Origin of the sequence: Pseudomonas urethralis, from assembly GCF_021602465.1 — a bacterium.
Classification (GTDB): Bacteria; Pseudomonadota; Gammaproteobacteria; order Pseudomonadales; family Pseudomonadaceae; genus Aquipseudomonas; species Aquipseudomonas vlassakiae.
Genome location: NZ_BQIJ01000004.1, coordinates 15,722 through 33,886, shown reverse-complemented (window position 1 = coordinate 33,886; position 18,165 = coordinate 15,722). Strand labels below are relative to the sequence as shown.

General features: G+C 53.4%; 15 protein-coding genes and 1 pseudogene. 14 read left to right on the top strand and 2 right to left on the bottom strand.

Going from position 1 to position 18,165, the window contains the following annotated elements; genetic code table 11:
• Positions 1-737: 737 nt before the first annotated feature.
• Positions 738-1,526, bottom strand: a complete 789-nt coding sequence (locus tag L6D64_RS07770) for a hypothetical protein (protein ID WP_176506218.1) — start codon at positions 1,524-1,526, stop codon at positions 738-740.
• 181 nt (positions 1,527-1,707) lie between these two features.
• Between L6D64_RS07770 and L6D64_RS07765 the strand changes: the two genes are divergently transcribed.
• The 4 genes from L6D64_RS07765 (at position 1,708) to L6D64_RS07750 (ending at position 4,743) form a co-directional block, all read left to right on the top strand.
• Positions 1,708-1,917 carry a hypothetical protein gene (locus tag L6D64_RS07765; protein ID WP_308809880.1) on the top strand — a complete coding sequence of 70 codons (210 nt, stop codon included), beginning with the start codon at positions 1,708-1,710 and terminating at the stop codon, positions 1,915-1,917.
• A 98-nt stretch (positions 1,918-2,015) separates the two neighbouring features.
• Positions 2,016-2,183 carry a hypothetical protein gene (locus L6D64_RS07760; protein ID WP_236192383.1) on the top strand — a complete coding sequence of 56 codons (168 nt, stop codon included), beginning with the start codon at positions 2,016-2,018 and terminating at the stop codon, positions 2,181-2,183.
• 146 nt (positions 2,184-2,329) lie between these two features.
• On the top strand, positions 2,330-3,889 hold the full coding sequence (locus L6D64_RS07755) for an AAA family ATPase (RefSeq protein WP_176506216.1): 1,560 nt from the start codon (positions 2,330-2,332) through the stop codon (positions 3,887-3,889).
• Positions 3,890-3,894: 5 nt separating this feature from the next.
• Positions 3,895-4,743 carry an HNH endonuclease gene (locus L6D64_RS07750; RefSeq protein ID WP_236192381.1) on the top strand — a complete coding sequence of 283 codons (849 nt, stop codon included), beginning with the start codon at positions 3,895-3,897 and terminating at the stop codon, positions 4,741-4,743.
• A gap of 249 nt (positions 4,744-4,992) precedes the next feature.
• Here L6D64_RS07750 and L6D64_RS07745 read toward each other — a convergent pair whose 3' ends face one another.
• On the bottom strand, positions 4,993-5,880 hold the full coding sequence (locus L6D64_RS07745; RefSeq protein WP_443096545.1) for a helix-turn-helix transcriptional regulator: 888 nt from the start codon (positions 5,878-5,880) through the stop codon (positions 4,993-4,995).
• 134 nt (positions 5,881-6,014) lie between these two features.
• Here L6D64_RS07745 and L6D64_RS07740 point away from each other — a divergent pair, with 134 nt between their 5' ends.
• The 10 genes and pseudogenes from L6D64_RS07740 (at position 6,015) to L6D64_RS07690 (ending at position 18,089) form a co-directional block, all read left to right on the top strand.
• Positions 6,015-7,493: a hypothetical protein gene (locus tag L6D64_RS07740; protein ID WP_176506213.1), complete on the top strand. Its 1,479-nt coding sequence runs from the start codon at positions 6,015-6,017 to the stop codon at positions 7,491-7,493.
• Positions 7,480-8,205, top strand: a complete 726-nt coding sequence (locus L6D64_RS07735) for a hypothetical protein (RefSeq protein ID WP_236192374.1) — start codon at positions 7,480-7,482, stop codon at positions 8,203-8,205. Before L6D64_RS07740 ends, L6D64_RS07735 begins: the two co-directional genes overlap by 14 nt.
• Before the next feature lie 63 nt (positions 8,206-8,268).
• Positions 8,269-12,531: a coiled-coil domain-containing protein gene (locus tag L6D64_RS07730; protein WP_176506212.1), complete on the top strand. Its 4,263-nt coding sequence runs from the start codon at positions 8,269-8,271 to the stop codon at positions 12,529-12,531.
• Positions 12,532-12,533: 2 nt separating this feature from the next.
• Positions 12,534-13,517, top strand: a complete 984-nt coding sequence (locus L6D64_RS07725; RefSeq protein WP_236192372.1) for a Wadjet anti-phage system protein JetD domain-containing protein — start codon at positions 12,534-12,536, stop codon at positions 13,515-13,517.
• A gap of 124 nt (positions 13,518-13,641) precedes the next feature.
• Positions 13,642-14,001, top strand: coding sequence for a hypothetical protein (locus L6D64_RS07720; protein ID WP_176506211.1), 360 nt, complete (start codon positions 13,642-13,644; stop codon positions 13,999-14,001).
• An 81-nt stretch (positions 14,002-14,082) separates the two neighbouring features.
• Positions 14,083-14,672 (top strand): annotated as a pseudogene (locus tag L6D64_RS28440) (NAD(P)-dependent oxidoreductase).
• Between the two features lie 266 nt (positions 14,673-14,938).
• Positions 14,939-15,331, top strand: coding sequence for a carboxymuconolactone decarboxylase family protein (locus L6D64_RS07705; protein WP_176506210.1), 393 nt, complete (start codon positions 14,939-14,941; stop codon positions 15,329-15,331).
• A gap of 176 nt (positions 15,332-15,507) precedes the next feature.
• The gene (kwaA, locus tag L6D64_RS07700; protein WP_176506209.1) at positions 15,508-16,104 is read left to right on the top strand and encodes an anti-phage protein KwaA; all 597 of its coding nucleotides are present in this window, start codon (positions 15,508-15,510) and stop codon (positions 16,102-16,104) included.
• 2 nt (positions 16,105-16,106) lie between these two features.
• Positions 16,107-17,078 (top strand): Kiwa anti-phage protein KwaB-like domain-containing protein, encoded by a 972-nt coding sequence (locus tag L6D64_RS07695; RefSeq protein WP_176506208.1) that lies wholly within the window; start codon positions 16,107-16,109, stop codon positions 17,076-17,078.
• Between the two features lie 102 nt (positions 17,079-17,180).
• On the top strand, positions 17,181-18,089 hold the full coding sequence (locus tag L6D64_RS07690; protein ID WP_176506207.1) for a hypothetical protein: 909 nt from the start codon (positions 17,181-17,183) through the stop codon (positions 18,087-18,089).
• Positions 18,090-18,165: the final 76 nt, after the last annotated feature.

The window sequence follows — 18,165 nt, the reverse complement described above, 5'->3', positions numbered from 1 at the left end:
GGGCGGGCTGCTAGAAGAGCGTGGGCTGCTCTTGATTCCCTGGAGCTAGCCGATCGGTACTGCGATCGACGCATGATCAATTGCCGGATCGATGAGGCCAGCCTTGCGCTCGCTGCCCTTGCTGATTCAGGCATTTTGCCTGGGTTGTCGGCAGAGCACGAACTCCGTCAGAAGTACTGGCGCCAGGTGCTGTCGTTCTATCGTGCCTTGCTTTCTAAGCTCAAATCCCTCCTTGCCCGATCTCTTCGAGCATCCCTCGCCGTTCCTCTGTGCCTGGCCGGCCCAGAGCTCAGTGATTATCGTCACCGCCGTCGTTAACCCTTTCGGAAAAAAAGCTTGTTCGACGCTTCCTTTTTTTGAATGGGATATTTTTCTATGGAATCTGAAAAAGTCTGTGGCTGCCCGCAGTGTAAGCCCGTGGGTGGCAGTTGCATCAACAATCCTAGCGGTGATCTGACGTCCTCCCGCGAACATGACAATGGCCCAACGGCTCATGCACTGCCCAAGCCGCGAGCGACTGCCAAGCCAGAATCTGGAGCGGCGACGAGCGCGGCGATCCGTAGTGAAAAGCGTTGGTTTGACAGGGCTCTGGATCTCGGAAAGATCGCAGTGGGGATCGCACATATCATCACCCTGATCTGGAGATAGAAATCCGGGCCAGGAGGAATAGGGTGCAGTCTTAGCTGTTCTACAGGAAAACGGGTAAGGGGCGGCAGATTCGCGCCCCTGTGTCCCTTTCACTTTTTTGTGAGGTCTCGCGTTTGCGCCTTTGTGAACCAGTCGGGTGCTTCTTCGACTTGGCTGTAGCGCACTTCGTACGGAATCCCGTTCCAAAAGTCGGTGATAGCCTGGGACAGTTCGTCGAGTTGTGTCTCGCTGACGGTCAAGGACGTGAAATCAATCCAGAGCAACTCAGGGTCGATGTCCTGGTAAGCCGACTGGTGAAGGAATTCTGTGTGATCTGCCTTAATTCGCTCGAAAGCCGGGCCATCGCCATGCTTGTAGACATTGACCACGTACCGAAAGGCGCTGAGCCGAGCCACATACGTATTGTCGGCTTTGACAAGGCCAGTCGCTGCAAGCAGTTCTGAAATCTCGTCGAAGGTCGCAGACCATACCTTTTTCTTGACTGTATCTCCGTCGTGCCAATGACGGATTTCCTTCATCAGCCAGCTACGGAGCTGCTTATCCCACATATGGTACATCCCGGCGACCAAGCTGAGTCGGGTCTGATCTCGCATTTCGCTCAATAGGAGGTAGTATCCAACGCCTTCTTGATAGGCATTTTCGTACGCGGTGTTCGGGTCGTCCCGGTCAGAGTCGAAGTAGGGCGCGCGCTCTTCGAGCCAACGTTCTGCTTCTTGCTCGGCTTCCTTTTCCATGTCGTGAAACTGGGAGAGCAATTTTTTCTTCCCCTGGTCGAGGTAGAACCGTTGCTCTTCGATCATTTTTTGCCGGAAGGGCTCCCACATCTGGAAGAGCACGGTATCGTGTTTCTTCGTATCGCTGCTCGGATGATGCGCCATACTGGATTCTCTGGAAGTCGTTAGGGTGCGAATTGGCTCAAGACCTACTCTAGCGGCGAATCCTCCTGCGGTCAGATTTTGCTGGCTAAATGAGATCATCCCAACGGACTGCTGTCGATCAAGAGCGTTTATCAGGCGGGCCGATCTCACCAACGGTTTAGTCCCGGTTAGGAGCAAAATGATGAGACGGAATTTTTTGCAAGTCTTCGAAGACAGCCAGCCGCTCTCCCTTCAAGCAGCAGAAGCGCTGCGCTGCTATCACGAAGGGCTCGCTGCAGGCCTGGCAGCGGAGGAGATCGAGCGTCTAAAGGCAGAAGCCGAAATGCTGTTCCAGGCCGTCTCGGATTACCAACTCAGAGCAATGGGGTTGCCGTCTCCTACACTGCAATGACCGGCAGGAGCGACGCTGGAAGATCATTCCTACCTTCTACGCAGCGCTAAGTCCTGATGGTGATCATGGCCGCTGCCCAGCTACCAGGAGCGGACGGCATGTTGGTGGAGCTTGACCTGAATACAAATGACCTCGAAGCCTTGCTCAGGCACGCACGAGGATTTCACCCCGAAATAGATGATGCCCGGGAGAGGCAGCGTCTCATAGACGCTCTCGACCAGCTGGCCGACGCTTTGGAAATGGCACTGGGGCAGTCACAGTTGTAAAAAGCCATCTACACGGCATCGCAAGACATGGCATTATGCCTTTATCGAGTTGGGCTGGTAGTCATCCAGTCTCCAGATGCGCGTGATGGCGCCTGCTACCACGCACTTTGCATCCAAATTCATGTTGATGGCTTTGAGGAACCTAAATGGACTTTTACGTTGTTGGTCGGGATGATCGAGTTCCCTCGACCGCCAGAAACTGTGCATATTTAAAGTTTGACCGATGGAACGATTATGATTTCGTGACGATGTTTAACGTCATCATCTACGACCAAAGCGGTGCCGAGCATAATTTAGGCGATGTCAAGATTGGTTTTCGCGGGCAGACCAAAGACACCAGTACGATGTCGAAGTTGCAGCGACACTTTCTTGAATTGCCGGATGGGTTCTTTTCTCTTGGTAATAACGTTGAGTACTACGACAAGCTTGCCAACAGCGTACCTGGGCCGCTCGCAACAGAGTACGTAGCGGGCATGAGAGATCTCGCGGCGAACCCTGAATTACTTGAAAGCGTGATCGATGAGGAAGTTCTTTCTATATCACTGCTGCGCGATGTGAGTCTGCCGAGCATCAAGCAGCAGTTCGTGCGCGTCTTGAACGGTGGTGCGGTACGTACGAACTATGACTTCATTTATGAAAAATCAGGAGGGGAGGATACGGCAGGCATCGAGCTGAAATTCAGCGTTCAAGCCGATTCGACACCTTCCAGCAATGTCCATGCACTCATTGGGCGAAATGGCATTGGTAAAACGACGATTCTCAATGGCATCGTAAAGGCCGCTCTTGGCCAGGGGAATGATCAAGACAGCCTATACCATACTGGGCAGTGGCATTTGCAGCGTATTCCCATTACGCGTGAGTATTTCAGTAGCGTCGTCTCTGTGTCCTTCAGTGCTTTCGATCCCTTCAATCCTCCACCTGATCAACCTGACCCTTCGAAAGGGACATGTTTTTATTACGTCGGCTTGAAACGATCCACTGAGCATGGCTACGAACTGAAGGGATCTTCTGAGCTTAAAAGCGAGTATGTGAAGGCACTGCAAGCGTGCTTCAGAGATAGTTATAAAAGGCGCAGGTGGGATAAAGCCGTAAAGAGCCTGCAGTCGGATGACAATTTTGCCCAGATGGAAATGCTGACCCATGTGGAGCTATCCAGTGTCGAGTACATTGAAGCAGCCGATCTGCTTTTTTCCACGCTCAGCTCGGGGCATGCCATCGTCCTTCTGACCATTGCCAAGTTGGTAGAACGGGTAGAGGAGAAAACACTGGTTCTGCTGGACGAGCCTGAAAGCCACCTTCATCCGCCTTTGCTGTCCGCGTTCATCAGGGCCCTGAACGATTTGATGCTCGATCGCAATGGCGTGGCAATCATTGCCACACATTCGCCTGTCGTGCTTCAGGAAATTCCGTCTTCCTGTGCCTGGAAAGTCAATCGAAAGGGGCTCTCTGCCGCCGCCAAACGCCCGCAAATTGAGACATTTGGAGAAAATGTTGGCGTACTGACGCGCGAAGTCTTCGGCTTGGAAGTTCAGCTGTCCGGTTTCCACACCATTCTTCAGGCTGCGGTAGACGGAGGTGAGACGTTTGACGAAATTCTTCGGAAATTTTATGGGAGATTAGGCTTCGAGGCCCAAGCTATCCTGCGAGCGCTTATTGCAGACCGTGACTCCAAGGCGAGCGACAATCATTCGAAGGCGACACCATGAGGAGAATGAACATTCAGGACTACGAGCCTGACTTCTCCTTCCGCCAATGTGTATCGGCAATTAACAAAGTACCTGACAGAGATCGGATGCTGAACGAGATTGAATTTTTCAAGGCCGCAGCACTTTCTTATCAGGAACATGCAAGAGCGGGCTCAGTATGTACGATTCCTCCTTTACGAGCAGCGAGGGGAGAGGATCCATTTGTCGTCGGTGATATTAAAAAGTCCGAGCTTATCAATTTGTATGAATATTACATGCTGAAACGAGAGCCTGGACGCTCCCTTTATGATGCCATTAAAGTATCCGCACATGATGTTTGCCCTCTTTGTGGGCTTTCTACGGAAATTAAGACACTGGATCACTATCTGCCGAAGTCTCACTACCCGCAGCTTTCCGTGCTGCCCTACAATCTCGTGCCTGCTTGCAGAGATTGCAACACTGATAAAGGCAATCCAATCATCACTGATCCTGCGCAACAGCATATTCATCCGTACTATGATCACGCGTGCTTCCACGAGGACATGTGGATCAGAGCCGAGGTGACTCACGAAGTTCCCTGCGCTATTCAGTATAAGGTGTGCCCACCTGATGAGTGGCTAGAGGTGAATAAAAAGCGAGCGTCGAATCACTTCGAATTTTTTAACATCGCGCGTCGCTACCTCGTGCGCGCTGCTGAAGAGCTGGGCACCCTGGTTGATCAGCGAAGAGGTTTCATGAAAAACGTGTCGCCTGAAGTATTTCGTGAACAACTGCGTTCCGTTGCGCAAAGCCAAAGCCTGCCCGCTAATCATTGGAGGAAGGTCATGTATACGGCTTTGGCCGATGATGAGTGGTTCTGCAGCGCTGAGTTGTGAACTGAGCCGCAGTTATCGCAGCAGGGCTGATGGCCCGGGAGCGTGAGCTTTGACCACTAAGGTGATCATGAGCAATTGAATGAGTGGTAGGGCGCCAAGCCCGCGCGCGATGTGTTTGTCCAGTTAGAGTTGAGGCGCCTACCACGTGGTACCGCGCCGCAACTCATGACCGACGCACACGAGTCGCAGGACGAGGGAGCATCGCACCGCCATTTCAAAGCAGGTCTGCATACGAAGCTGCAGGTGATACTAACCCGCAGTCGACTCTGAAAATCCTGGGGCAAGCAGCGCGTTATCCACGCCTATGAGCACCTCATTGTTCCTGAGCCACAGCCGGTACTCCGGGCCTCTGAGGCTGTGATCAGGTGAACAGTCAACACTCCACTGGCGCAGGGTGTAGCCGGCAGTCAGCGCCTGAACAGTCATCCTCAGCACGCCCTCCTGCATGTCGTAGTCCAAATGAGTGACTTCAGGTCGTGGTTGGTCAGGGTGATGCACCATTTCCAGCGTCACCTGATGGTTCCATTGGTTATCGGACTCCCGCGTTTCAAAATCCAGTGGCACATCGTTATCGAGAATCCGCGGCTCGATGATCCGAGTGACAACAAAGTCCCGGAACTCTTGGGTTTTTCGATCAAAGCCACGTACATGCCATCGCAGCCCGTTGTCTACCAGTACATGCGGCACAATTACACGCTCGCTTGCACCGCTTAAAGACTCGTAGCGGATGAGTAGGGGCTGCTGTTGAAAAATGGCCCGCGTCACTACGCCCAGCGTTTCAAGGCTTGGATTGCCCAGGCGTGCGGGCTGTAGAGCCGGCACCCCGGCGGCCCAGACACGAGGAAAGCCGTCCGCAAACCCTTGAGACAGCCAAGTCATCACCCGTTGCGAGCTGAAGCTGTACATAGGCTGGAAGCTTGGGGTAATGAAAAAGGTCTTGGCGCTGACGTCGTACGTCAGGTTGCCGGGATTCAAGCTGGCATAGAGGGCAAGATCCCGGGTTGCTGACGCAGCCTTTATCTGGAAGCGCCTCACCAGCATCTGCCGTCGCACTTCCCCTAGAAACCACAGGTTCAGCTCGATGTAGGCAAGGCGCTCCTGCTGCGCCTGCGAGTGATCTGCAATGTCTTTGGTCATCAAATCGTCTACGTTCTATTTTTTTGGTTGCGATGCTTAGAGGCATAAAGCTAGTATCAGTCACACCACCTCATAATGATTCGGTTGCAGCTTGATTGGCACCGACGGCTCGACAAGGAATTCGTGGGCTGAATATGAACGACCTTTCTAACATGGCAGAGCCTCCTGACACGAGGAATGGTGACCTGGTCGATCTGACAGCCCACCAACGCAACTTGCTGCTCTTGCGCCCGATTTTGCGTCTTGATGTCAATAAGTCGATGCACCGCGGCGACGATGATTCCAAGGTGTTGGAGGGGCTGGATACCAATTACCTCTGTCTTGCCTCGCTTTTCTACATGATGGAAGGCGCGGCAATCAATCAGGGGTACACCCTCACCGAAGTACGTGATCACTTGATGGTCACCGCCGGAAAGATGCGCGCCGAGCTCAGCGAACCCGCCAGAATGCGTGTCGCGGAGGTCGTGCTGGACACGTTGAGCAATGCCACCAACAGATACGCTGCGCACCGAGAGTCGTATTTTCACGCGCCCTCCGGTGAGACCAAAGAGCTGACCTTCAAGCTGGTTCGCCTGGAGCAGGATCACGAAGGTACCGTGCGGTTCACCCCGACTGAGCAGGGCTACGTGGTGCTCATGGGGATGCTTGATCTTGAAATTGAGGATTATCAGGTTCTCATCGAAAAGATGCTGGTTCACCTCATCGAAAACGGACGCTTTGAGCAAGCACTGGAGCTCGCGAATCGAGCACGCTTGCTGTCTATTGAGCACCGGCAAATGATCCGGGAGATGATTCGGCAGGCCAATCGTTCACCGGGCACTGTTAATTGGCGCAAAGACATCAGCCCGCGGTTGAATGAAGCGCGCCATCACGTCTCAGAGCGCCAGTCGGTCGATCATCACATGATGGAGTCGCTTGCCACCAAAATTCGTGGCATGGACAACCCGAACGCCATCGCCCCACTGGTCAAGCTCAACCTTCAACTACAAAGCGCCAACCTGCAGCGTTTGAACCTGCTGAATGAAATTGGAGGGGCGGGTGATCGATTTCTTCAGGGGCAGGCGTTGGGCTTTCGGGCACGGCGCCGCTCTGGCTTGCCCGACATCGACCTTCAGCTGCTGCCAGCGCTCATGGAAAAGCCTCTGAGTGCAATCGCGAGCGTCACAGAAGACCTGCTACTCAGCTTTTACCCTGCAGTCCCCCCCAGGATTTTTGATTTGTCGACCTTACTGGATGCGCTTTTGGAGCGCCGGGACGCATACGTGTACGAGGGCGACGAAGAAGAAGTTGATGGGGAAATTGCGGAGTTCGTGCAAATCCCCAATCCCTTCTCGACCGAGGTTATTGCAACGGCTCTTGCTTGGCTCGACGTGAAGATGCACTCCGGACAGACCTGGCACCTTGGGCAACTGATCGAACTCGCTGAACGTGAAGGCCTGACGTTCGTCGAGCGTAAAGCTGTTGCCTACGAGCTTTATCGCGCCTACGCCGATAGCGAGTCACGTTACCCCCATCTTCATGCCCAAGTGAGCGGTGAGTTCGAAACGTCCGTGGTATCAGGCGACGACCTGAAATATGTCATCAAGCAGGAGAGCAGTAATGAGCAGCATTGATAGCCAGCATGCAGCCAGGCTGCTCTACAAGGCAATGGCGATATCGGCCAATCCTGCAAACGACCCAGACTACCGGCATTTGGTGGCAAGGTTTCGCGGTGAACGCATGTTCGCGGAGGTAGTCAACGGAGTCGCTGCCGGTATGGAGTTGGTCATTCTCGACGTGAGTGAGCGAGGGTTGGTGATTGCTCCTACGGGTAGGAACAGCCGCTTTTCACTGCGCCCGACTGACTTGAGGCGATCCATGTCAGAGCAGGACAAGGTGGCCATGGTATTGATCCATCTCGCGATTGCTGCAGTGTTCTATCCCACCACAGACCACATAGAGGACGAGGGGCGAGCCCCATTTCCGAGCACCTTGGCCGAGATAAGAGACAAGGTTCTCGCTATCGCGAACTCCCTGCGTTCATCCGCTGAAGGCGATAGTTACGCTGCGGAACAGCTTCGCCCGGGCTGGAGCTTCCTACTGGATCTTCCAGTGTTCATACCTGGTGCTGAGCGGGCGTCAATGAAGTCTGTGGAAGGTCTCGTGAGGGTTAGCCTGCGCCGGCTGCAGGACTATGGATTGGTCAGGAACGAGGGCGATGAGGAAATGCTCGATAAGACCGTCTTTACGCCCACACACCAGCTACGCGTGCAGTTGCGCGAATTGACACTACCGAACCTCTTTAAAGCTGTCGCCGCAGCTGCCGCTCCCTCCAATCAAGGATGACCTATGCGCATTTCAAGGATCTACGTAGACCGGTTCGGATCTCCCACTAGCTGGTATGAGGAGATGACGTTCGACTTGTGCGACCCTGCCACAGGTGAGCCGATCGACAGCTGCATGAACCTTGAGAATGCTGGGGGCAAGACCTCGCTGCTCTCATACATTTTCAGCTGCTTTGAACCGAAGCAGGAACGCTGGTTGCAGCATCTGCAGTCCAAATCCCACAGTTTCAGGGATTACTTCTCCCGCGATGTCAGGCCGTCCTTTATCGCCATTGAATGGGTTATGCCTCCACGTAGCGCTAACGGGAAGTCTTACCGAGTTGTCATCGGTCAGGCTGTTCAAGTGAAGGAGGCCGCAGATCGGGCGTCAGAGGTTGATCGCCGTTTTTTTGCTTTTGAATCCAGCTCTGGTCTGGCATGGGAAGACTTGCCGGTACCAGGCCTCTCCCTCGCGCCGGTTCAGTCGATGCAGGCCTTCCTGAATTGGGCACTTCAGAAAGCTCGGCTGGAGAGTCAGGGCGACTTCTACATCACCCACAACCAGGGAGAGTGGGTTTCGCACCTGGAACAGCGCCGACTGATCGACGTTGAGCTGCTGAGCATGCAGCTGTCGTTTAACAGTCGTGAAGGGGGGAGCGAAGAGGGCTTTCTGTCTTTCAGCTCCGAAAGCGACCTCGTTACGAAACTGCTGAATTTGTCGATGAATCAAGAGCACACCAGCGCGCTCAGAGACATGGTCGTCCAGACGATGGATAGGCTTAAGGCAAAGCCAAAGTATGAAGCCCGATTGTACGAACTGCAGCGGCTTCAGCAGGCCATGACACCCTTCGGAGAGAGCGCGGCTGCCTTCCTTGGAGCCAAGGCCGCTCTGTTGGCCGTGGAGCAGGAAGCGGCTGACATCGTATTCACGATGCGTGATCAGATAAGCGCCCTGGATGTCCGGTTGACGAAGGCGAACAATGCAGTCGACCAGCTTGAGCAACTCGCAAGCAAAGCAGATGACGACGCGGCTGTTGCCAAGCGTAATCACTTCTCGCTGCAGGGGCTCAAGCTGTCTCGTGAAGATCAGGCTGCCAAGCAACGTACCGATGAATTACAGCAGACATTCAAAGATGCACTGGTGCGGCTTGACTGCCTCAGCGGCGCGCTGGTCAAGAGAGACATCTTCAATGTGGAGAAGGTCATTGCCGAGCTGGAAAGTCAAACAGCTGCGCTCAAGGAAGAATTGAGGCCTTTTGAGAATGAGGCCTCTCAGAACGGCGCCATGCTTCGCTTCCTGATTCAACAGCACATTGAAAGGCACCAGCAGACACGATCTTCATTGCTTACGCAGGAGGCAGAGCTGAAAGCAGGCCTCTTGCGCATCGCTCAACAACGAAACCAGTGCAGCACCAGGGTGGCTGAGCTCAGTGGCACGAAGGGGAAGATTGAAGAGCGTATTCGGGCAGCGAATCAGATACTGGACGGGTTGATCGACAATGGCTGGCTGCTGCCAACCGATATCGACGTGAGCTCAGCGATTACGCGCCTGAGGACAGTGATCACCGAGCTTGAATCCACGCTCAATGAGTTGCGTGATCTGCGGCTGATGAAAAAAGCATCCTTGGATGATGCGCAAGCGCAAAGCTCTTCGGCCCAGCAAGACATCACGCATGCGCAACATGCCTTGGCTATGTTGAAGCAGCGCCTGAACGACTATGATCGTAACGTTGAGAGCCTGCACAATGACCCTATTCTGACCTTGCTGGTCGAAGGTCAATGTGATCCCCACTCGTCCGCACTGGTTACTCATGTTCAGCAGTTTATCGAGTCGACCCGAAGCGAGATATCTAACTGCGCCATCCGCCTCAAACAGCTGCACGAACAGCAGGAGTCGATTGAACAGACTGGCTTGGCTGGGCGCAGTGATGACGTTGATAGGGTAGTGCGTGCGCTCAACTCGGCAGGCATACGCTCTGCCAGAGCAGCCAACACCTATGTCGCTGATCTGCGAATCGACGCTGAGGAGGCGAGAGCGCTCGTCTTGTCAGATCCGGCACGGTTTCTCGGTGTCAATGTCGCGAAGGAAGAGTGGAACAAAGCGATTCAAGTCGGACAGTCCCTGCAGCTGCCACTCTCCCTGCCTGTGACGCTGGCCGTGGCGAGTCTGGATGCTGAATCTGCTTCTGAAGATCGTTATGTTTTCGGGCCAGAAAAGGATTCGCTTTTCAATAAGGCCGCTGCCGCGCAGTTGTTGGTAGATTGCCAGGCCCTGATCGAGCAAACCCACGTCGAGCATGACGCTTTCTCTGCCCGGGAGAAGCAAGCTCAAGCGGCGCTTGCCGCCCTTCAACGCTTTCAGCGCGATTACACGCACGAGGCTATTCAACAAATCGAATTGGAAGTTGAGCAACGTCAAGAAGAAATCGAGGCTGCGACGGCGAAGCGGGCTGCGTTGCTTGAGCTCACTGAACGCTTGACTCATGAGCTTGAAGCGCTGAGTGCACGTATCGAAGTACTCCCTGCTCAAATTCAGGCCCACGAGAGCGGCCTTAAGCGTTTGTCTGATTACCTGGCCACCTGGGAGCCCCAGGTTGAAGCGGGTCGTCGAGAGCTGCTGGAAATCAACCGAGAGATGAACCAAACCACCGCGTTGCTGGAGCAGCTTCGGGAGGATGAAGGCGTTCACTCACTGAGATTGGAAGAGGTTCGCCTGGATCTGGTTGACGTTGCCGCTAGTGTCTCCGAGCTACAACGTGAGTTTGCGCAAGTAATGCGGTATGACGCCGATTTCGATGCAGAGGGCTGCCTACACGAAACGGGATATGACCTCAGCGTCATTCGAACGCTGTATTCAAACGCCATGAGAATGCTGACCGCAGAGGAAAATCATAAGCTCGGCGTCGTCAGTTACCAACTGGGAGACCAGCGCGAACGATCTATCCAATTGGCAGCGCTGTTCCTCAAGGAGTATGGCCATCTTAACGACGTGTTCATCACGGAGCTCGCCCGGAGTGGCATCGATATCGGAGCAGAAATCGACTCGCAGAAAAAGCTGAACACACGCCTTGATAGCGAGAAGGAGAGAGCGGTTCATGACGCAGCTGTAACGGGCTCAGTGTTGAACAGCTTCATCCGCGAGCACGCCCCTGAAGAGCCTTCAGAAGACATGCACAGACTCGGTGATGAGGAAGTCTCTAATGCCGTGGAGCGTGAGTTGGCTGCTGCGGTCGCGCGAGGCGCTGAGGCCGAAACTCTTCGCCGGCAAATCGCTCAACAACGCATCGACAGCGCCGCTGATGAAAAGCGCAAGGATGGCCTGGTCGTCCAGGTCAATTTTGTAGTGTCGGCATTCCCCGCAACCACTGCCGAACCCAAACTCATTCCGCTGGACGGAGATATCCAACGGCGGGTAACCGCTTTGGTCGAAACGCGAACCGCGCGAGATGCAGCAGTGAAAAACTGCAGTTTGGAGACAAGCAGGGCGCATCGAGACTTGGTCAGGGTCGCAACGCACAGCGATTTCATCGCCGTAGAGCCTGAGGTCTCGATGCACATCAGTCAGGACGATTTTGACAAAGCATGTACTGACCATGATCGCTTGGCTGAAATGATCCATGACCGGATTGCTTCGGTCACGGATCAGCTGAACGAAATGATCCCCGACTTCGAGAGCTGCGTGAACGAGGTCTACAACCAGGCGACGTCGGCGAGCTCGTTGGTCAAATATGCCTCAGGAATCACCATGCCCGCCGGAACGCCCTATGTGGGTGGCAAAGAAATCCTGAAGATGTCGGCCAACCTTTCTGCGAAGAGCTCGGAGCAGCGCAAGCTCGAAATTCGCCACTATCTGAACAGTCAGATCGAGGATGGCGTCGTCCCAAGCAGTGGGGCGGACATCATCACGCAGTGCCTGTTGCGCTTTGCGAACGAGAAGTCGTTTGGGCTGCACATGCTGAAAATGGAGCAGAACATCGATTTTCAGTATCAGCCTGTGAATGCCATGAAGAAGTCAGGTGGCCAAGGGACTGTCATCGCGACATTCCTCTACATGCTGGTCAGTCATATGCGTGTGAGCACACAGACACAAGCAAAACGCGGTGGTGGCGGGCCCTTGCTTCTCGACAACCCCTTCGCAAACGTCCAGACCAGAGCCCTCATCGATGCGCAGAGAAAGCTGGCAACCAGCCTCGGTATCCAGCTGATCTGCTTTACCGCCAATGCGGATGCCAACATCCTCGAAGGGTTCAGGCGGATCATCCGGCTTCGTAAGGCGGGCGTTAATAGCAAGACAAAACGCACTCATATCGAGATGGCCAGGGCAACCTTTGCTGAGGCAGCGGTATAACGATGAGCGCTGCATTTCTGAAAACGCTTGAGCTGGAAGCAGGGAAGCGCGTGACGCTACCGACACTCAGAACCCTCTGGCTTGCAGCTTATCCGGAGCAGGTCGAGACGCCGAACCGGGATGCTCAGCTGCTAGAAGCGTTGCGGCTAGGAGAGGCGGAGGGTTTGTTGAAACTACCCGGCGCGGGTGGCTTCGAAAAGCTTGGGCACCCTCCAATGCCCAAGGCCATTACCTTGGTGCGAGCAGAAAAGTCGAAGCCGACATTCGACTACAACAGCGTTTCGTGGCTGCCAGAGATTGGGTTCTGGCCGAGCCTGTCATTAAGCGAGCAAGCAACAGCTTTCATGATCAACGAGTGGCTGATCAAGCGTCGCGGTCGATTCCTGCAGGTGCCGTTGCGTGAGCGGTCGCTGGATATTTTCGGGGATGAGAAGTTTCTTGATGCCCGGGTGCGCAATGGAGCGCTCTTTGGTGGTCGCATGCCCTTAAGTGTCATCGGAGCAATGCGTGTTGAGCATCCGCTTGCTTACCGACCTTCAGACGCCGTAGGCGCACCTGTGCTCGTGGTCGAGAACCACCACACGTTCTGGAGCCTGGGAGAGTGGAATGAGCATGCCAAGCGCTACAGCGCCGTCGTTTATGGTGGAGGAAATACAATTTGCGCGTCTGGCCTGGCTCTGCTGGAGGTCATGAGAGAGCGAGATGCCCAAAGGGCAGAATACTTCGGTGACATCGACCCTGAAGGCCTTAACATTCCCCTGAAATTCAATCGCCTGCATGAACTTCAATTGACACCGAGCATTGGCTTTTACCGCCTTTTGCTAGAGGTAGGGCGGCGTCGGGATCCTGTTGCACTCCCCACTGACCACCGACATCTAGTGAAGTCCTGGTTGCCGGATTTATTCGAGCAGATCAGTGAGCTCTGGGAGGAGGGGTACTGGTTACCTCAAGAAGGCGTAGGGCTAGAACAATTGATGGCCAGCTGATACTCACCGCTAACGCCTGAGCGCGGAAAATAAGCAATGAAGGCTCTAGGACGGGCAATCCAGGGCTCGACTTTGGCCATTGCTTCGCTATCATCCTGGATCGCGAATGATAGGGAACCTCGCTGTGAATATTGCTGATCTCATTGAGAGCCATCTGGATGCGCCTGAGATGGCCCGTGGCTCGTTACATGCAACACTTCGATTCGGGGAGGATCTTGAGCAAGCTTGTGTAGGCACACCGCTCAACGGGAAAGACATTCGCGAACGCCTGATACCGTTCAGGCACGGAATGAAGCTTGACCACGCGTACAAGCTGAATAGGCTAGCGAAGCTTCTTCGAGCAGACGCTACTTATGCACTTGCAGTCATGTACCTAAATGGCAGCAGCAATAGTGCTATCTGCCAAGCTGCTACCACCATTCCTGGATGCACGATGAGCCATACGTTGCGGGGTGAGCTCTTCACCGAAGACTTAGGTCTGTAAGCTAGGAGAATCTTTCTGGATGCCTTGGTCGGTAAACAACGCATTGCTGCCCAGGTCAAGAAAGGTGCAGTGGTGATCGATATGAGCTCGTCGGAGCCTCTCCAGACCCGTGAGCTGGCTGCCGAGCTAGAGGCTCTGTCGATTGGCCTGCTCGATGCGCCTGTGTCGGGCGGTGTAAAGCGCGCAGTCTCTGGCACGCTCGCCATCATGGTCGGCGGTACTGCTGAACTCGCGGCGCAGTACGATCCACTTTTGACCAAGATGGGTAAAACTACCCATGTGGGCCCCGTTGGCGCTGGTCATGCCATCAAAGCCCTGAACAACTACGTCTCCGCCGCTGGCCTGCTGGCAGCGGTAGAAGCTCTGCATGTGGGCGAGAAATTCGGCCTCGACCCAGCAGTGATGACGGATGTGCTGAACAGCGCGTGGGCTCTAACAATGCCACTCTGAACAAGGTTCACCAGTTCATGCTTAGTGGCACCTATGCCTCCGGTTTTGCGCTCCAGCTCATGGTCAAAGACCTGAAAATCGCCGTCGCGCTGGCAGAGCAGATGGGCGAGGACATGAAGCTTGGGCATGAGTGCGTTGATGTCTGGATGGACGCGGCAGAAGAGTCCACCGCTCGTACTGAACACACCGAGATGTATCGCATTGTGGGCCATCACGGCTGATTTACCCGACGTTGCCGACTGATTTTGGTCGGCAGCGCTTTCACTTACATCTCAGCTTCTCCATGTGATGCCTGGTTAAACGATCTGGGGCAGCGGGGGCCCTTTGCCCCTTGATCAGCCTGCTCACGTTGGACGCGATGAGATTGAAGTTCTACATCATAGGGCTAATGCTCTGCCATCTCCGTCAGATGTCCCGGCAGGGCCACATACGCTCTAACCCCATCGATCCAGGCGCGTCAAAGCGTTGCATTTACAGAGGAAAAACCATGAGTAGCGAACTGTTCGAAAAAGGCTTCAACAACCGTAAAGCTGTATTGGGCGCAGCCCACGTAGATCGTTCCTGGGCTGCCGCCGACGATTTCAACAAGCCGATGCAGGCGCTCGTAACTGAGTATTGCTGGGGCGCGATTTGGGGCGATGACACGCTTCCCTTCAAGACCCGCAGCCTGCTGAACATTGGCATGCTGACCGCGATGAGCCAACACCATGAGCTCAGTGTTCACGTCAAAGGCGCTCTCACCAACGGCGTAACGAAGGACGAAATTCGCGCCGTCCTGATGCAGGCGGGTATCTACGCTGGCGTGCCACTGGCCCTGGCAGCCTTCCGCGTAGCCGGTGATGCGATCAAAGCTTGGGAAGAAGAGCACGGCGCTCTGTAAGCCCGCACTGCCTGGGGTCTAGCGTTGCTGATCCCGGGCATTCCTCTATAGAACCAGTCTATCCCCCCTCTAAACGACTAGCCTGAAAGGTGGCCAACTGCTATCTTCAGGCCGTTGCTGCTTGACTCATTCGATCTGATGATCAGTACATAGGACATCCTTAACGGAGAACAATCATGAAGGATGATTGGCTGATCAAAGTAATGCTTTATGTCCTCTCATTGTGGTTGCTCTTCGTTTCACTGTTGATAATGTCCTATGATGCTACGTTACTGACGAACGTGGCCGAGGCCGTGAAACAACGTGATCTCAACGCATTGTGCGATGATTTCAACGTTAAGAATCTGGTGTTCGTTGTCAGTGCACTCTTCATTTTAGTAGGTGGACTTATCCTCTGGCTGCTCGCAACCAGCTATCGAGGAGGGTGGTCGATCACGTGCCGCGTTTCAGATGTAAGCGACGAAAATCACGAGCACCTCGAATTTTTGGCGACCTATGTCATGCCACTTGTTTTCACGGATGTTGAAAGCAAACGTACGGTATTGAACCTAGCCTTGATGATTGTAGCGATTGGGGCGATCTACGTAAAAACCAATAAATTCTATTCCAACCCCTCGCTTGCGATTTTGGGTTTCAAAATTTTCAAAGCAACGATCCACGACAGAGGCGAAAAGCAGTTTGTAGTCATTTGTCGGGGGCAGCTGACCGATAAGAGTGTAATTCGTTACATTCGTATAGATAACAACACCTGCTTGGCTAAACTGGATAAGTAAATATGTTCACTGGCATTGACGCTATCACCCGCTCTCCTCATGTCTCAGGCGAGGCCTTTTTCCTTACTGAATCTGCGAATGGTCTCGCGGTTAGCTCCGTTCAGCTGGAGCCCGCAGTTGAAACGCAGCTGACGCGTGCATTCGCTTACCGCTTGCAGAAAGCAGTGGTCGAGCCAAATGACGGCAAAGCTGCCGTCCCTCTGGTCTCCACTGCGTTGGAGCGCGACAAACTGGTCATGGAGTATGACGATGTCGCGATCGGGCATCTGCCTGCGGAGTTCAACGAGATCAGCCGTGTTTTAGCGTTTGGCATCAATGCGCCGGCTCCGAGATTCGACTTTAACCAGCAGAGTCTGTCGCAGGTGAAAGGGGTGGTGTATTTGCTTAGCGATGGCCAAGGGAATAGTGTCGTCCTGTACCAGCACAAATACCCCGTGTCACTGCACAAAAAAACCAAAAGCTCATTCTGCAGCTTCAATGGCCGCACGCTTGGTAAGGTCAATTATGATGCAATTGATATCAACGATACGATTGACGTCTTCTACTATGGCGGCAAATTCTACACGCTGAATCTGTCGCTTTTGGAACGGTTCTACGGATTGGAGCAGATCATCAACAACCTTGCTCACTCAGCGACGCCGTTGATTCTGGCGCTGGGGATTCTCAACACTGCAGGTGTGGCTGCTCCAGGTGATATTTTCAAGGATATGTATCGTGATCGTGCTTTCATGCGGCGCCTAGCGATGGTCTCGAAGGGCAACATTGTCCAACAAGGCTTGAACGTCGCTCAAATCCAGGGTGTGATGGCCAACTTCCCTATATTTGCTCGAACGATTGATCTCGCAGGTGGGATGGTCAACCTGTCCACGAAGGAGCAGAAGCGGAATTTCATCAGGCTGCTAAATAACGAGGCATCATTCACCGCGCTAGATCAGACTCCATTCTTGGCGGTAGAGAAAGATTCCGCAGCTTAGATGAAATTACTAATATGTCGGGGTAATACAAAAATTTCAAGCTTCATAGCCTAGATGAATATTAAGCGTTTATCAGGCTATGAGTTCTTAGGGGGGGCAATAATGGAAGCAATCGTCGCAGGGGAAAATGACTTAGAAAGTGAGGGTGGTGTAATCGGGGATTGTGCACTGTGTCTCGATAAAAATGTCATCCTCAAGGAGTCACACAGCATTCCCAAGTTCGCTTATGACTGGCTAAAGAAATCCTCACGCACCCCGTACATTAGACACAGCTCTGATGTTAACGTCCGGCACCAAGACGGGCCGAAGGAATATCTGTTATGCGGCAAATGCGAAGGTAAATTATCTGTTTGGGAGAAAATTCTCGCGGAAAAATTGTTTCGCAAAATAGCAAACTATCGAAAACAACCTGAGAAGGTGGTAGTCACCGAGGAAATAAAGCTAGCAGTCTTGTCTATATTTTGGCGCGCGCTACTAACGACTAAAGATGCCGTTGGCAACTGGACAGATCAAGACAAGGCCAGGGTAGAAATTTTTTTAAAAGAGTGCCGAGGTGACCTTTTAAGAAACCACTGCGAGAAAACCATCTATTTTGCGCCTTTCCATGGACTGCCTCCTTATTATGGACTACCCCAAGCGTTTAGTTACATGCTGGAGCGTGCTGTGGGGGCGCAAGACATTAAATTCACTGATAACCCTCATCGGTACATCGCAGCTTTCAAATTGCCTTTTATGTATTTTTACATGCTCAGTGATGGGTGGGGTCAAGAGGACTGTCATAAGGTTACAGAATTGACCGTGGGCGAAATAGATATCAGTAGGATTGCAGACATTCCTGGTATTCTAAAAGAGTACATAACCATGGAGCATGAAGACTTTGTGATATCGCAATCCGAAATGAACAATTTCAGCAAAGAGCAGATAAGACAGGCACTATCCAAAAAAATGGACACCTTGACTGGAGCGGATAAATCGCTCGCTCGGGCCGGATTGCGTCCCCCCATTGATTGAAGGGAAATTGAGCCTCACAGATCCACTACCATTTGAAGTGGATTTTATTCCTGATTTGTGTACAGGCCATCCGTAT

What these genes read in the sequence shown, in the direction of transcription:
- L6D64_RS07770 (WP_176506218.1), bottom strand. Translation starts at nt 1,526, where the DNA reads ATGGCGCATCATCCGAGCAGCGATACGAAGAAACACGATACCGTGCTC.
- L6D64_RS07765 (WP_308809880.1), top strand. Translation starts at nt 1,708, where the DNA reads ATGAGACGGAATTTTTTGCAAGTCTTCGAAGACAGCCAGCCGCTCTCC.
- L6D64_RS07760 (WP_236192383.1), top strand. Translation starts at nt 2,016, where the DNA reads ATGTTGGTGGAGCTTGACCTGAATACAAATGACCTCGAAGCCTTGCTC.
- L6D64_RS07755 (WP_176506216.1), top strand. Translation starts at nt 2,330, where the DNA reads ATGGACTTTTACGTTGTTGGTCGGGATGATCGAGTTCCCTCGACCGCC.
- L6D64_RS07750 (WP_236192381.1), top strand. Translation starts at nt 3,895, where the DNA reads ATGAACATTCAGGACTACGAGCCTGACTTCTCCTTCCGCCAATGTGTA.
- L6D64_RS07745 (WP_443096545.1), bottom strand. Translation starts at nt 5,880, where the DNA reads ATGACCAAAGACATTGCAGATCACTCGCAGGCGCAGCAGGAGCGCCTT.
- L6D64_RS07740 (WP_176506213.1), top strand. Translation starts at nt 6,015, where the DNA reads ATGAACGACCTTTCTAACATGGCAGAGCCTCCTGACACGAGGAATGGT.
- L6D64_RS07735 (WP_236192374.1), top strand. Translation starts at nt 7,480, where the DNA reads ATGAGCAGCATTGATAGCCAGCATGCAGCCAGGCTGCTCTACAAGGCA.
- L6D64_RS07730 (WP_176506212.1), top strand. Translation starts at nt 8,269, where the DNA reads ATGACGTTCGACTTGTGCGACCCTGCCACAGGTGAGCCGATCGACAGC.
- L6D64_RS07725 (WP_236192372.1), top strand. Translation starts at nt 12,534, where the DNA reads ATGAGCGCTGCATTTCTGAAAACGCTTGAGCTGGAAGCAGGGAAGCGC.
- L6D64_RS07705 (WP_176506210.1), top strand. Translation starts at nt 14,939, where the DNA reads ATGAGTAGCGAACTGTTCGAAAAAGGCTTCAACAACCGTAAAGCTGTA.
- kwaA (WP_176506209.1), top strand. Translation starts at nt 15,508, where the DNA reads ATGAAGGATGATTGGCTGATCAAAGTAATGCTTTATGTCCTCTCATTG.
- L6D64_RS07695 (WP_176506208.1), top strand. Translation starts at nt 16,107, where the DNA reads ATGTTCACTGGCATTGACGCTATCACCCGCTCTCCTCATGTCTCAGGC.
- L6D64_RS07690 (WP_176506207.1), top strand. Translation starts at nt 17,181, where the DNA reads ATGGAAGCAATCGTCGCAGGGGAAAATGACTTAGAAAGTGAGGGTGGT.